This window comes from Streptomyces roseifaciens (genome assembly GCF_001445655.1).
GTDB classification, from domain to species: domain Bacteria; phylum Actinomycetota; class Actinomycetes; order Streptomycetales; family Streptomycetaceae; genus Streptomyces; species Streptomyces aureoversilis.
Map to the genome: position 1 here is coordinate 1,324,478 of NZ_LNBE01000004.1, position 14,415 is coordinate 1,338,892.

Below are 14,415 nucleotides of genomic sequence, written 5' to 3' on the forward strand. Positions count from 1 at the left end.
GCTTCTAGTTATACGTAAAACCCGAGGCTCGGGGAAGAGAGGAAGTCACCGATGGCGGCCGGCTACGGCGAGATGCTCAGAACGCGGCACGCCGCGCGCCTGCTCACAGGCACGCTGGTGGGCCGCCTGCCGAATGCCACGGCCGCGCTCGCGATCCCGCTCTTCGTCCTCGCCGAGGGCGGCAGCTTCGCGTTCGCCGGAGCGCTGTCCGCCGTCTACGGTGTGGCGAACGCCGTCGGCCAGCCCCTGCTGGGCCGGGCCGTCGACCTCTACGGCCAGCCCCGCGTCATGCTCCCGTCGGCCCTGATGGCCGCGCTCGGCATGGCGGTCTTCGCCGTCACCGGCCCGGAGCCGGCCTTCCTAGCGTACGCGGCCATGGTGGTGTCCGGATTCTTCACCCCGCCGCTGGAGGGCGGCCTGCGGGCGCTGTGGCCCTCGGTCCTCAAGAGCGAGGAGCGGATTCACGCCGCGTACTCCCTGGACGCCATCGCCCAGGAGCTCATGTACGTCGTCGGCCCGCTGATCATCTCGGGCATGGTCGCCGTGTGGTCCCCGGCCGCCGCACTGTTCGTGATCAACGCCCTCGGCGCCCTGGGCGCGCTCGCCGTCGTCACCTCGCGGCCCTCGCGGGAGTGGCGCAGCGCGCCGCGCGAGGCCCACTGGCTGGGCGCTCTGCGCTCGCCCGGACTGCGTGTCGTCCTCGGCACGTTCTTCTTCATCGGCACCGCGCTGGGCTCGATCGCCGTGGCGGCGATCGCCTACGGCAAGGACGCCGGGAACGACACCACCGCCGGGTACATCCTCTCCGCGATCGGCGTGGGCGCCCTCATCGGCGGCACGGTCTACGGCCACCGCCAGTGGCCGGGCACGCCGGAGCAGCGCCTGCGCCTCCTCGTGGCCGGGCTCGCGGTCTGCTACCTGCCGCTGCTGGTGGTCCCGGGCACCGTGATGATGACGGTGCTCGCCGGTGTGGCCGGCATCTTCCTGGCGCCCTGTCTGGCCTGTGCCTTCGTCGTCGTGGACCGGCACGCGCCGCGCGGTACCGTCACGGAGGCCTTCTCCTGGCTGGTGACCTCCTTCGGCGTGGGCGCCGCCATCGGTTCCGGCGTGGTCGGCCCGGCGGTCCAGAGCGGCGGTGCGCGGGCGGGGTACCTGGTCGCCGTGGGCGGCGGCGCGGCGGCGCTGCTCGTCATGGTGGCGGCCCGCCGGTGGCTGCAGGCTCCCGCGACCCCCTCGCCCATCGTGGCCCGGTCGGAAAATGATCGGAACGGTGCGGTCGAACCCGGTTTCAGCGCAGGGCATCAGGCGTAATGTTCAGGCATGGACCGCCGCATTTTCGGGCTGGAGAACGAGTACGGCGTCACGTGCACCTTCAGGGGACAGCGCCGGCTGTCGCCTGACGAAGTGGCGCGCTACCTCTTCCGCCGTGTCGTTTCCTGGGGCCGCAGCAGCAATGTCTTCCTGCGCAACGGAGCGCGTCTCTACCTGGATGTGGGTTCGCACCCCGAATACGCAACTCCGGAGTGCGACAGCGTGGTCGAGCTGGTCACCCACGACAAGGCCGGGGAGCGCATTCTCGAGGGTCTGCTCGTCGACGCCGAGCGGCGCCTGCACGAGGAGGGGATCGCGGGCGACGTCTACCTCTTCAAGAACAACACCGACTCCGCCGGGAACTCCTACGGCTGCCACGAGAACTATCTCGTCGCGCGGCACGGGGAGTTCTCGCGTCTTGCGGACATCCTCATCCCCTTCCTGGTGACGCGGCAGCTGCTGTGCGGGGCGGGGAAGGTCCTGCAGACGCCCCGCGGCGCGGTCTACTGCGTCAGCCAGCGCGCGGAGCACATCTGGGAGGGCGTCAGTTCGGCGACCACCCGCTCCCGCCCGATCATCAACACCCGGGACGAGCCGCACGCCGACGCCGAGCGCTATCGCCGCCTGCACGTCATCGTCGGCGACTCCAACATGTCCGAGACGACGATGCTGCTGAAGGTCGGCGCGACGGACCTGGTGCTGCGCATGATCGAGGCGGGCACGGTGATGCGCGACCTCACGCTGGAGAATCCGATCCGGGCCATCCGCGAGGTCAGCCACGACATCACGGGCCGGCGGAAGGTCCGGCTCGCGAGCGGGCGCGAGGCCTCGGCCCTGGAGGTCCAGCAGGAGTACTACGAGAAGGCCGTGGACTTCTGCGAGCGCCGCGGCATCCGCACGGGCACGGTGGAGCGGGTCCTGGAGCTGTGGGGCCGCACCCTGGAGGCCGTCCGGGACGAGGACCTGGACCGGATCTCCACCGAGATCGACTGGGTGATGAAGTACCAGCTCATCGAGCGCTACCGCGCGAAGAACAACATCACCATGTCGCACCCGAGGGTCGCGCAGATAGACCTCGCGTACCACGACATCCACCGCCGCCGCGGGCTGTACTACCTGCTGGAGAAGCGCGGCCAGGCGGCCCGGGTGTGCAACGACCTGAAGATCTTCGAGGGCAAGTCCGTGCCCCCGCAGACGACGCGGGCCCGGCTGCGGGGCGACTTCATCCGCCGCGCACAGGAGCAGCGGCGCGACTTCACGGTCGACTGGGTGCACCTGAAGCTCAATGACCAGGCGCAGCGGACGGTGCTGTGCAAGGACCCGTTCCGGTCGGTGGACGACCGGGTGGAGAAGCTGATCGCAGGGATGTGAACGGGCGGGTGCGCCGGGCCGCGGGGCCCGGCGTACCACCGTGTCGGGCAGGGTTGATCACACAGGATCAGGCCGTAAAGTGGCGGGCACTGCTCTGCCACCCCCTAGCCCGAGTTGGACTGATGAACCTCACGATGAACACGCGTCGCCTGGCCGCGGCGCTGGCCGTGCCTGTCCTGCTGTTCTCCGCCGCCGCGTGCGGTGATGACAAAGGCTCGTCCGAGGCGAAGGTCTCGGTGAAGGGGGACTTCGGCCAGAAGCCCGAGATCTCGGTGGAGAAGGGTTCGAAGCCGGGCGACGAGCTCACTGTGAAGACGCTGTCGGAGGGCAAGGGCGACAAGGTCGAGAAGGGCAGCTTCGTCCGTCTCGACTTCGCCGTGCAGAGCATGAAGGACGACAAGCCGCTGGGCGGCTCCTGGTCGAGCCAGGGGCAGACGCCGGGTGGCAAGGACGTGCGCCGCCAGGACGTCTTCGCCGCGGGCCAGCCGGGCCAGCAGGTGCCCGCGAAGGTGGCCGACGCCGTGATCGGCCAGCGGGCCGGCAGCCGGGTCGAGGTCCTGGGCACGGTGAAGGAGACCATCGGCGAGCAGGTCAATCCGCAGCTGGGCCTGGAGCCGGAGGACGGCCTGGTCTGGGTCGTCGACGTGGTGGGCGCGCAGAAGGTCGACCCGAAGAGCGAGGTCAAGGGCGACCAGGCCAAGCCGGACGAGGGCATGCCCGAGGTGAAGGTCCTCCCGCAGAAGGCTGCGGAGATCACCATTCCCAAGGACACCAAGGCGCCCTCGGACCTCAAGGAGCAGGTGCTGATCAAGGGCAACGGCCCGGAGATCAAGGCGGGTGAGGGGCTGATCGCCCAGTACACCGGGGTGAAGTGGGAGGACGGCAAGAAGTTCGACTCCTCCTGGGACCACTCGGGGGCGACGAGCTTCCAGATCGGCACCGGCTCGGTCGTCCAGGGCTGGGACAAGGGCCTGGTCGGCAAGCACGTCGGGGACCGGGTCGAGCTGGTGATCCCGCCGAAGCTGGGCTACGAGGGACAGGCCGGCAGCGGCCTGGACAAGAACACGCTGGTGTTCGTCGTCGATATCGTGGGCAAGGTCTGATCTTTGACCGGGATCTGCCAGAATTGCACGGTTGTCTACAAGATTCGTTCGTAGGAGCACTTTCGTGAGCATCGACAAGCCCGAGATCGATTTTCCCGAGGGCCCGGAGCCCACTGACCTGGAGATCACCGAGATCTGGGAGGGCGACGGCCAGGTCGCCAAGGCCGGCCAGCTGGCCCAGGTCCACTACGTGGGCGTGGCCTTCTCCACCGGCGAGGAGTTCGACGCCAGCTGGAACCGTGGCACGCCGCTGGAGTTCCAGCTCGGCGCCGGCCAGGTCATCGCGGGCTGGGACCAGGGCATCCAGGGCATGAAGGTGGGCGGCCGCCGCAAGCTGGTCATCCCGCCGCACCTGGCCTACGGCGACCGCGGTGCCGGCGGTGGCCGCATCGCCCCGGGCGAGTCGCTGATCTTCGTCTGCGACCTGGTCGCCGTCAAGGGCTGACCCCTTCTTCGCGGGCCGAGGCCCCACGCCTGCGGGCGTGGGGCCTCGGCTTTTGCGCTTGAAGGCCGGAGCGGTACGGTCAGCGGTTGAGAGCACAAGTAGAGAGGGCGTCGATGGCGATTGCCAAGGCCGAGCGGCTGATGAACCTGGCGCTGTGCCTGCTGGGGACGCGCCGTCCGCTGAGCAAGCGGGAGCTCAGGGGCTCCATCGAGGCCTACCTCGAAGCCTTCGGGCCGGGGAACGGTGCGGCCTCCGGCACGGCCTCCGGGGCCCCGGACAACGCCGCGGGCAGCGAAGACGCCTTCAACCGCATGTTCGAGCGCGACAAGGACGATCTGCGCGAGCTGGGCCTGATCATCGAGACGGTGGAGAGCGTCGACGGCGAGACCGGCTATCTGGCCCGCCGCGACAGCAACCGCCTGCCCCCCATCACGCTGGACGTCGAGGAGGCGGCCGCCCTGGGCCTGGCCGCCAGCGTGTGGCAGCAGGCCCGCCTGGCCGCCGCGGCCAGCGGGGCGCTGCAGAAGCTGCGGGCCGCCGGCATGCCGCTCGCGGAAGAGGTCTACGGCAACAGCGCCCTGGAGACGCGGATCCCGGTCCACGAGGCGGCCTTCGAGCCGCTGATGCTGGCCGCGCGCGACCGGCGCCCGGTCGTCTTCGACTACCGCAAGGCGAATTCGGCCCGCCCCGAGCAGCGGCACGTCGAGCCGTGGACGCTGGAGTGCTGGCGCGGCCACTGGTACCTGGCGGGCTGGGACCGCGACCGCAAGGCGGAGCGCGTCTTCCGGCTGTCCCGGATCACCGGCAAGGTGCGGTCGCGGGGCATCCCCTTCACCGCTCCGGTGCCCGACCACGTGACGGTCCGCGAGACCGTCGAGCGCTGGGCCGGCGAGACGGCGACGAGCACGGCCCTGATCAAGGTGCGGGCGGACCACGGGTATCCGCTGCGGGCCCGGGCCCTGGCCACGCGGGGGCTGGGCGACGGCTGGGACGAGCTGAAGATCCCCTACGGGCACGGGCTGGACGCGTGGCTGGTGGAGTTCGGCCCGGACGTGGTGGTGCTGGAACCGGCGGAGCTGCGGGCCGAGGTGCTCGACCGGCTGCGCGCCGTGGCCAAGGGCTGAGACAGCGGATACGGGCCGAAGGGCCCGCGACGAGGGCTGAGAGGAACGGACCGACTTCTGATGGCCGGAAACGCCATTGATCAGACGCGGCGGATGCTGTCGCTGGTCACCTATCTGCGGGAGCGCCCCGGCGCCCGGGTCACCGACGTGGCGCGCGCCTTCGGGATCACCGAGGACGAGCTGATCGGCGACCTCGACGTCCTGCCGATGTGCGGCACCAGCTTCCGCGGCGGTGACCTGCTGGACATCGACACCGACGGCGACCGCATCTGGTGGCACAACCCGGACGCCTCGGGCAACAGCACGGGCGAGCCCCTGCGGCTGGCCGCGGACGAGGCCACGGCCCTGCTGGTGGCCGCCCGCGCGGTGGCCACGCTGCCCGGTCTGCGGGAGAGCGACCGGCAGGCGCTGGTGCGCGCCACCGCCAAGATCGAGGCCGCGGCCGGCGAGGCGGCGGGTGCGAGCTCCCGGCTGTCGGTGACCTTCGAGTCCGAGGGCGGCGTCTTCGCCGACGTCGACCGGGCGATCGCCGAGCGCCGCCGCGTGTGGATCAAGTACTACTCGCCCGCGCGCGACGAGCTCACCGAGCGTGAGGTCGACCCCGTCCGGCTGTTCGTCGTGGGCCACACCTATATGGAGGCGTGGTGCCGGCTGTCGGAGGCCCGGCGCACCTTCCGCCTGGACCGGGTGGCCGAAATCCGGCTGCTCGACGAGCCGTCCGATCCGCCGCCGGTCGAGCTGCGGGACCTGTCCGAGGGGCTCGTGCAGCCGGCCGCGGAGGACCCGGAGGTCGTGATCGAGGTGGGCCCCGGCGGCCGCTGGGTCGCCGAGTACTACCCGCACGACAGTGCCGAGGAGCGGCCCGACGGAGGCCTGCGGATCACGCTGCGCACCCCGGACCCGGCCTCGCTGCGCCGGCTCGCGCTGCGGCTCGGCGGCGACGGGCGGATCGTCTCGCCGGCCGGGCTGGCGGTCAGCGCGCGGGACGCGGCCCGCGAGGCCCTTGCGGCGTACGGGGAGTGAGGGTGGACCCGATGGACGGGAGAGTGCCGGGGGCCGCGCTGTTCAAGGCGGCCTGCCCCGACTGCCGCGGCCGCTTCGAGCTGGCCGCGAGTGCGCTGCGGCTGGCGATCGGCGGCAGCCGGCGGACCACCTTCTACTCCTTCACCTGCCCGGACTGCGGTTCCGCGGTGCGCAAGCCGGCGGGGGAGCGGATCGTCGAGCTGCTGACCGGCGGCGGGGTGCGGACGCTGCGGCTGCACTCGACGGTGTGAGCCCCAGCCCAGTGCCGGGCCCGGTGCGTACGAACACAGTCCGTACGAAACACTCCGATAAACAGTTGTTTTGAGCCATTCCGACATCCCGATAGGTTCACCTCATGTTCTGGCCCATGCTCGCCGTCGCCCTCGCCTTCCTGGGGATCGCCGTCCTCGGGGTGCTGGCCGCCCGGGTGCTGGTCGAAGTGCGGCGGCTGGCGCGCCAGGTGTCGGAGAGCTCACAGCGGATCAGCCGGGCCGCGGAGGACCTGGAGCGGGCCGCGACGCCGCTCGCCGCGGCGAGTGCGCAGGCCGCGCACACTTTGCGCCAGGAATGAGCGGTTCTGACAACGTCGCTCCCGCTCTCTCCTGGGGCCGCTGACCGGGCGGTACGCTGTTTCGGCGGCCCCGGCGACGAGGCGGGGGGCCGCATCCGGGAGTACGCAAGGGGATTGCCCAGCGTTTACCCCTGCGCGTTACGATCGCTGCCGTACGGCTGATGGACAAATGTCCGATCAGTCGGCAGTACCCCACCCCATGCCGCCTCGGTGAGAAGGTAAACGCAAATGTTCGGTAGGCTCGGCGCCCCCGAGATCATCCTCATTCTCGTCGTCATCGTCCTGCTGTTCGGTGCGAAGAAGCTCCCGGACATGGCGCGTTCCCTCGGCAAGTCCGCCCGCATCCTCAAGAGCGAGGCGAAGGCCATGAAGTCGGAGGGCCAGGACAACGCCTCCGCCCCGGCCGACCCGCCCGCCGCCCAGGCCCCGCGTACGATCAAGGCGGCTCCCGGCGATGTGGCCGGCGCGCGTCCGGTCACCGAGCCGAGCGACCGCTCCACGCAGCACTGAGCAGCGCCGAACAGGCGCTGAGCAGCACTTTTTCAGGGACGATCGAGGCGGCCGCCCGCGGGGCGTCCGTCTGCCGCACGAGATAGGGACGTGGGTTGCCCAAGTCTGCCCGCAAGAAGGAGAAGGACCCCGAGGGGCGGATGCCGCTCGCGGAGCACCTGCGTGAGCTGCGCAACAGGCTGGCCAAGGCGGTCATCGCGATCGTCGTGGTGGCCATCGTCGCGGCGTTCTACCAGAAGCAGCTCACGGACTTCCTCTCGAGTCCCGTTCCCAAGTGCCCGGGCCGTGACCTGGCGCAGAGCCACGGCGGCAACTGCGCGGTCGTGGTGTTCAACAGCCTGGCCTCGCCGTTCACGACGATCGTGAAGGTGTGCCTGCTCGCGGGCGTCACCGTCTCCTCGCCGATCTGGCTCTACCAGCTGTGGGCGTTCCTCGCCCCGGGTCTGCACAAGAACGAGAAGAAGTACACGATCGCCTTCGTGGCGACGGCCGCTCCCCTCTTCGTCGCCGGTGCCTACCTGGCCTACGAGATCATGCCGATGAGCATGCGGGTGCTGCTGAAGATCACACCCGATTCCGCGGCCAACACCCTCAACCTCGACGACATCCTCGACTTCACCGTCCGGATGATCCTCGTCTTCGGCCTCGCCTTCGAGCTGCCGCTGCTCCTGGTCATGATGAACATCGCCGGGATGGTCACCGGCAAGACCATGATCAAGTGGTGGCGCGGCGTCGTCATGGGCGTCTTCGTCTTCGGTGCGATCGCGACCCCCAGCACCGACCCGTTCGGCATGTGCATCCTGGCCGTGCCGATCATCATCCTGTACTTCGGCGCGGTGGGCTTCTCGATGCTCAACGACAAGCGCCGCGTGCGCCGCAACCCCGACCGGCTGCTGTCCGACGACGAGGCCGCTCCCCTGGACCTGACCCCGCAGTCCGTCGGCGACTCCGAGCCGATGCCGGCCCTGCACGAGCGGTCCGGCGACGGCCACAGCCCCGCGGCCCGCAACAGCTACGACGACGTGACGTGACCCGGGCCGGCGCGCTCGGACGGAGCGCGCCGTACGGACACCGCCGCGGGGCGGCCGCTGATGCAGCGGCCGCCCCGCGGCGCATCCCGACCCGATAGGGTCCGGCGGGTGACCAGCGACATCACGCTCTTCGTCAACCCGGCGGCAGGCCGCGGGCGCGGGGCGGCCGCCGCCCAGCCGGCCGCCCGGGCGCTGCGGGCCGCCGGGTTCTCCGTGCGCACCGTCCTCGGCGAGAACGCCGCCGAAGCCCTGCGCCGGGCCCGCGAGGCCGTGGCGGGCGGCACCGGCGCGCTGATCGCCGTCGGCGGAGACGGCATGGTCTCGCTGGCCCTCCAGGCCGTCGCCGGCACCCCCGTCCCGCTCGGCGTGGTGGCCGCCGGCACCGGCAACGACTTCGCCCGCGCCGCGGGGCTGCCCGTCCGCGACCCCGCAGCGGCCGGCCGGCTCATAGCCCGGTCGCTCAAGGGCGACGGCGGCCGCCCGGTGGACCTCGGCCGGGCCGGCGGCACGTACTTCGCGACGGTGCTCGCCTCCGGCTTCGACTCGCGCGTCAACGACCGCGGCAACCGGCTGCGCTTCCCCACCGGCCGGCTGCGCTACGACGTGGCCCTGCTCGCCGAGCTGGCCGCGCTGCGCCCCATCCCGTACCGGATCCGGCTGGACGACGGCCCGGAGCAGGAGATCGAGGCGACCCTCGTCGCGGTCGGCAACAGCTCCTCGTACGGCGGGGGCATGCGCATCTGCGCGGACGCCCGCATGGACGACGGGCTGTTCGACATCACCGTCGTCGGCCCGTGCAGCCGCTCCACGCTGCTCAAGGTCTTCCCCCGGGTCTACCGCGGCACCCACCTCGGCCACCCCGCGGTCACCGTGCACCGCGTCGCCAAGGTGTCACTGTCCGCAGCCGGGCTCACCGGCTGGGCGGACGGCGAGCCACTCGGCCCGCTGCCGCTGACCGCCGAGACCGTACCGGAGGCCGTGCGCCTGCTCGGAACTGCGGAAAAGGCTGCATAAAAGATCGGGTGCGCTGTCGGGGGTCACCGGTAGGCTCGTAGACAAGATGACCGACGACATGTCCCCTGCTGAGCGCTACGCCCTGTCACGGGTGCGCGCCGCCGAGCAGGCCACCGCGCTCGCACCGTTCCGCGAGATGTACGAATTCGAACTCGACCCCTTCCAGATAGACGCCTGCAAGGCCCTGGAGGGCGGGAAGGGTGTGCTGGTCGCCGCGCCGACCGGTTCGGGCAAGACCATCGTGGGCGAGTTCGCCGTCCACCTGGCCCTCACGCAGGGCCGCAAGTGCTTCTACACGACGCCCATCAAGGCGCTGTCGAACCAGAAGTACAGCGATCTCGTCAAGCGCTACGGCGCCGCCAAGGTCGGCCTGCTGACCGGCGACAACAGCGTCAACGCCGACGCCCCGGTGCTCGTGATGACCACCGAGGTCCTGCGCAACATGCTCTACGCCAACTCCCAGGCTCTCATCGGCCTGGGCCACGTGGTCATGGACGAGGTGCACTACCTCTCCGACCGCTTCCGCGGCGCCGTCTGGGAGGAGGTCATCATCCACCTCCCGGAGTCGGTGACCCTGGTCTCCCTGTCGGCCACCGTCTCCAACGCCGAGGAGTTCGGCGACTGGCTGGACACCGTGCGCGGCGACACCGAGGTCATCGTCTCCGAGGAGCGGCCCGTCCCGCTGTGGCAGCACGTGCTCGCCGGCCGGCGGATGTACGACCTCTTCGAGGAGGAGACGGACCACGGCGGCCGCGGCGCCGCGCGGCGCGAGGTCAACCCCGACCTGCTGCGCATGGCCCGCATGGAGAACAGCCGCACCTACAACCCGCGCGAGCGCCGCCGCGGCAAGATGGTGCGCGAGGCCGACCGCGAGCGCGAGCGCCGCCAGCGCAGCCGCATCTGGACGCCCGGCCGCCCGGAGGTCATCGAGCGCCTCGACGCCGAGGGCCTGCTGCCCGCGATCACCTTCATCTTCAGCCGCGCCGGCTGCGAGGCCGCCGTCCAGCAGTGCCTCTACGCCGGCCTGCGGCTCAACGACGACGAGGCCCGCGCCAGGGTCCGCTCGATCGTCGAGGAGCGCACGGCCGCCATCCCCGACGAGGACCTGCACGTCCTCGGCTACTTCGAGTGGCTGGAGGGGCTGGAGCGCGGCATCGCCGCCCACCACGCGGGCATGCTGCCGACCTTCAAGGAGGTCGTGGAGGAGCTCTTCGTCAAGGGCCTGGTCAAGGCCGTCTTCGCCACCGAGACGCTGGCCCTCGGCATCAACATGCCGGCCCGCACGGTGGTGCTGGAGAAGCTCGTCAAGTGGAACGGCGAGACCCATGCGGACATCACCCCCGGCGAGTACACCCAGCTGACGGGCCGGGCCGGGCGGCGCGGCATCGACGTCGAGGGGCACGCCGTCGTGCTCTGGCAGCGCGCCATGGACCCGGCCGCGCTCGCCGGCCTCGCGGGCACCCGCACGTACCCCCTGCGCTCCAGCTTCAAGCCGTCGTACAACATGGCGGTCAACCTCGTCTCGCAGTTCGGGCGGCACCGCTCGCGCGAGCTCCTGGAGACCTCGTTCGCGCAGTTCCAGGCCGACAAGTCGGTCGTCGGCATCTCCCGGCAGGTGCAGAAGAACGAGGAGGGCCTGGCGGGTTACCGCGAAGCCGTCACCTGCCACCTGGGCGACTTCGAGGAGTACGCCCGGATGCGCCGCGAGCTGAAGGACCGTGAGACCGACCTGGCCAAGCAGGGCGCGGTGCAGCGGCGTGCCGCCGCGGCGACGGCCCTGGAGCGGCTCAAGCCCGGCGACGTCATCCACGTCCCGACCGGCAAGTACGCGGGCCTGGCCCTCGTGCTGGACCCCGGCCTGCCGCCCGCCCGTGCCGACCGCCACCGCGGCTTCGACGCCCACGACGGCCCGCGCCCGCTGGTGCTCACCGCCGAGCGGCAGGTCAAGCGCCTCGCCCCCATGGACTTCCCCGTGCCGGTCGAGCCGCTGGAGCGGATGAGGATCCCCAAGTCCTTCAACCCGCGCTCCCCGCAGTCGCGCCGCGACCTCGCCTCCGCGCTGCGCACCAAGGCGGGCCACATCGTGCCCGACCGGCACCGCAAGCCCCGGGCGGCCGGCGCCGACGACGCCGAGATCAACCGGCTGCGCGCCGCCCTGCGCGCGCACCCCTGCCACGGTTGCTCCGACCGCGAGGACCACGCCCGCTGGGCGGAGCGCTACCACCGGCTGCTGCGGGACACCCGCCAGCTGGAGCGGCGCATCGAGGGGCGTACGAACACCATCGCCCGTACCTTCGACCGGATCTGCGCCCTCCTGACCGACCTGGACTACCTGCACGGGAACGAGGTCACCGAGCACGGCAAGCGGCTCGCCCGGCTCTACGGCGAGCTGGACCTGCTGGCCTCCGAGTGCCTGCGCGACGGCGTGTGGGAGGGGCTGAAGCCGGCCGAGCTGGCGGCGTGCGCCTCGGCGCTCGTCTTCGAGGCGCGCATGGCCGACGACGCGGCGCCCCCGAAGCTGCCCACGGGCCCGGCGAAGGAAGCCCTCGGCGAGATGGTCCGCATCTGGGGCCGGCTCGACGCCCTGGAGGAACAGCACAAGATCAACCAGGCGGAGGGGGTCGGCCAGCGCGAGCCGGACCTCGGCTTCGCCTGGGCCGCGTACCGCTGGGCGTCCGGGCACGGCCTGGACGAGGTCCTGCGGGAGGTCGAGATGCCGGCCGGCGACTTCGTCCGGTGGTGCAAGCAGCTGATCGACGTACTGGGCCAGATCGCGGCGGCGGCGCCGCAGGACGGCAGCACGGTGGCGCGGAATGCGCGGCGCGCGGTGGACGGCTTGCTGCGGGGTGTCGTGGCGTACTCGTCGGTGGGCTGAGCCCGGCCCGGCACCGCCGGTCACCTCCGGTGGGGGTTGCCCGCCGCGGCGGGGGGATTTTCCCCTGACCCGCCCCTTCCCGAAACCCCTGCGGGGGGCTCGGGAAGGCGGCGGGCGGCCGGTCGCGGCTATGCCGCGGCCGCGCCCTCCTGCTCCGTCTCGACCTGCTGGTTCCACTCGGGCTTGGACGCCTGCCAGCCGTCCTCGTCGTGGCCGCGGCGCCAGTAGCCCGACACCGACAGGCGCTCGCGCGGCACCTCCCGCTCCACGCGCAGGTAGCGGCGGAGCTCCTTCACGAAGCCGGCCTCGCCGTGGACGAAGGCCTGGACGTCGCCGGTGGGGAAGTCGAGCGCACGCACGGCCGCGACGAGGGGCTCGCCGACGGGCGCGTCGCCGCGGTGCAGCCACGTGACCTCGACGCCCTCGGCCAGCTCCAGCTTCTGCTCGTCCTCCGGGCCCGCGATCTCGACGAAGGCGTGCACGCGCGCGCCCGCCGGGATCCGCTCCAGGGACGCGGCGATCGCCGGCAGCGCGCTCTCGTCGCCCGCCAGGAGGTGCCAGTCGGCGGCCGGGTCGGGGGAGTACGCGCCGCCGGGGCCGCGGAAGAACACCTCGGCGCCCGGCCGGACGGAGGCCGCCCACGGGCCGGCCAGGCCCTCGTCGCCGTGGACGACGAAGTCGATGACCAGCTCGCGCGCCTCGCGGTCGAAGGAGCGCACCGTGTAGGTGCGGGTCTTCGGCCACTGCTCGTGGGGCAGCTCGCGGCGGATGATCTCCATGTCGAAGGACTCGGGATAGGTGACACCGGGCACGGGGAAGAGCAGCTTCACGTAGTGGTCGGTGTGCTCGCCCGCGCCGAAGTCCGCGAGGCCCTCGCCGCCGAGCACCACGCGCACCATGTGCGGCGTGAGCCGCTCGGTGCGCACTACGCGGGCTCGGTTGAGCTTCGGCCTCTGCCGGACGGGACGCTCTGCCATGGTGTCTCCCCTGATCCCCTGATCCTGAAAAGTTAGGTTCACCTAACCTAACAGCTCAGCCGGCGAGGACGCCCAGCAACCGCTGCAGCGAGCCGCCCAGCCCCCACCGCTCGGCCAGGGCGTCGAGCGTCTCCGGGTCCCGCGGCCCGGCCGGCAGCGCCGGATCGAAGGGCGCCAGCGGGACGTCCGACGCCACCCGTACGACCTTCGGGGCCACCGCCAGATACGGCTTGGCCTCCGTCAGGCGCGTGCGCTGCGCCGGGGTGAGCTTCGCCGCCGGGTCGTCCACGGCCGCCATGATCCCGGGCAGGTCGCCGAAGGCGGCCAGCAGCTTCGCGGCCGTCTTCTCGCCGATGCCCGGCACGCCCGGCAGCCCGTCGCTGGGGTCGCCGCGCAGCAGCGCCAGGTCCGCGTACCCGGATCCGTCCACCCCGTACTTCTCGCGCAGCAGCGCCTCGTCGACCACCTGCAGCGTGCCCACTCCCTTGAGCGGGTACAGCACCCGCACCCCGCGCCGGTCGTCCACCAGCTGGTAGAGGTCGCGGTCGCCGGTGACGATGTCGACCGGGCCCTCGGCGCGGCCCGCGAGCGTGCCGATCACGTCGTCGGCCTCGTAGCCCGTGGCGCCGACCCGGGCGATGCCGATCGCGTCGAGCACGGCCTCGATCACCGGGACCTGCGGGGAGAGGGTGTCGGGCACCTCCTCCTCGTCGGGGCCGGTCTCCGTCTCCTCGGCCACCCGGTGCGTCTTGTAGGTGGGGATGAGCTCGACCCGCCAGTGGGGCCGCCAGTCGAAGTCCATGCAGGCCACCAGGTCGTCGGGGTGGTGGTCCTGGACCAGGCGGGCGATGAAGTCGAGCAGGCCGCGCACCGCGTTCACCGGGGTGCCGTCGGGGGCGCGGACGGAGTCGGGCACGCCGAAGTAGGCGCGGAAGTACAGGGAGGCGGTGTCGAGGAGCATCAGGCGTCGCGTCACGGGTCGATCATGCCGCAGACCACTGACACGCCTCCCGCAACCCCGCCCCGCCGATGTGAACCGGGTCACTGTTCCGTTTGCCCG

Annotated in this window: 14 protein-coding genes; 12 read left to right on the top strand and 2 right to left on the bottom strand. The window is 71.7% G+C overall.

What is annotated here, in order from left to right:
* Positions 1–51 precede the first annotated feature (51 nt).
* The 12 genes from AS857_RS23035 to AS857_RS23090 all read left to right on the top strand — a co-directional run bounded on the left by AS857_RS23035 (position 52) and on the right by AS857_RS23090 (position 12,378).
* The gene (locus AS857_RS23035) at positions 52–1,311 is read left to right on the top strand and encodes an MFS transporter (RefSeq protein ID WP_058045168.1); all 1,260 of its coding nucleotides are present in this window, start codon (positions 52–54) and stop codon (positions 1,309–1,311) included.
* A gap of 9 nt (positions 1,312–1,320) precedes the next feature.
* A complete protein-coding gene (gene pafA / locus AS857_RS23040; RefSeq protein WP_058045169.1) occupies positions 1,321–2,682 on the top strand; it encodes a Pup--protein ligase in 1,362 nt (453 codons plus the stop codon).
* Between the two features lie 134 nt (positions 2,683–2,816).
* Positions 2,817–3,785, top strand: coding sequence for an FKBP-type peptidyl-prolyl cis-trans isomerase (locus AS857_RS23045; protein ID WP_245700435.1), 969 nt, complete (start codon positions 2,817–2,819; stop codon positions 3,783–3,785).
* 64 nt (positions 3,786–3,849) lie between these two features.
* Entirely contained in the window at positions 3,850–4,230 is a 381-nt protein-coding gene (locus tag AS857_RS23050) for an FKBP-type peptidyl-prolyl cis-trans isomerase (RefSeq protein ID WP_058045171.1), read from the top strand.
* A 113-nt stretch (positions 4,231–4,343) separates the two neighbouring features.
* Positions 4,344–5,354 carry a helix-turn-helix transcriptional regulator gene (locus AS857_RS23055; RefSeq protein WP_058045172.1) on the top strand — a complete coding sequence of 337 codons (1,011 nt, stop codon included), beginning with the start codon at positions 4,344–4,346 and terminating at the stop codon, positions 5,352–5,354.
* Positions 5,355–5,414: 60 nt separating this feature from the next.
* Positions 5,415–6,377: a helix-turn-helix transcriptional regulator gene (locus AS857_RS23060; protein ID WP_058045173.1), complete on the top strand. Its 963-nt coding sequence runs from the start codon at positions 5,415–5,417 to the stop codon at positions 6,375–6,377.
* Positions 6,378–6,388: 11 nt separating this feature from the next.
* Positions 6,389–6,628 carry a hypothetical protein gene (locus AS857_RS23065; RefSeq protein ID WP_058047005.1) on the top strand — a complete coding sequence of 80 codons (240 nt, stop codon included), beginning with the start codon at positions 6,389–6,391 and terminating at the stop codon, positions 6,626–6,628.
* A 104-nt stretch (positions 6,629–6,732) separates the two neighbouring features.
* The gene (locus AS857_RS23070; protein ID WP_058045174.1) at positions 6,733–6,948 is read left to right on the top strand and encodes a hypothetical protein; all 216 of its coding nucleotides are present in this window, start codon (positions 6,733–6,735) and stop codon (positions 6,946–6,948) included.
* 228 nt (positions 6,949–7,176) lie between these two features.
* Positions 7,177–7,458 carry a Sec-independent protein translocase subunit TatA gene (gene tatA, locus AS857_RS23075; protein WP_058045175.1) on the top strand — a complete coding sequence of 94 codons (282 nt, stop codon included), beginning with the start codon at positions 7,177–7,179 and terminating at the stop codon, positions 7,456–7,458.
* Positions 7,459–7,598: 140 nt separating this feature from the next.
* Positions 7,599–8,489 carry a twin-arginine translocase subunit TatC gene (gene tatC, locus AS857_RS23080; RefSeq protein ID WP_058045176.1) on the top strand — a complete coding sequence of 297 codons (891 nt, stop codon included), beginning with the start codon at positions 7,599–7,601 and terminating at the stop codon, positions 8,487–8,489.
* A gap of 108 nt (positions 8,490–8,597) precedes the next feature.
* Complete coding sequence (locus AS857_RS23085) at positions 8,598–9,503, top strand: diacylglycerol kinase (RefSeq protein ID WP_058045177.1); 906 nt, start codon at positions 8,598–8,600, stop codon at positions 9,501–9,503.
* 46 nt (positions 9,504–9,549) lie between these two features.
* Positions 9,550–12,378 (top strand): DEAD/DEAH box helicase, encoded by a 2,829-nt coding sequence (locus AS857_RS23090; protein ID WP_058045178.1) that lies wholly within the window; start codon positions 9,550–9,552, stop codon positions 12,376–12,378.
* A 128-nt stretch (positions 12,379–12,506) separates the two neighbouring features.
* Here the strand turns inward: AS857_RS23090 and AS857_RS23095 are convergent, their stop codons facing one another.
* A complete protein-coding gene (locus tag AS857_RS23095) occupies positions 12,507–13,355 on the bottom strand; it encodes a siderophore-interacting protein (protein WP_058045179.1) in 849 nt (282 codons plus the stop codon).
* Between the two features lie 55 nt (positions 13,356–13,410).
* Positions 13,411–14,316 carry a 5'-3' exonuclease gene (locus tag AS857_RS23100; RefSeq protein ID WP_058045180.1) on the bottom strand — a complete coding sequence of 302 codons (906 nt, stop codon included), beginning with the start codon at positions 14,314–14,316 and terminating at the stop codon, positions 13,411–13,413.
* Between the last annotated feature and the right edge of the window lie 99 nt (positions 14,317–14,415).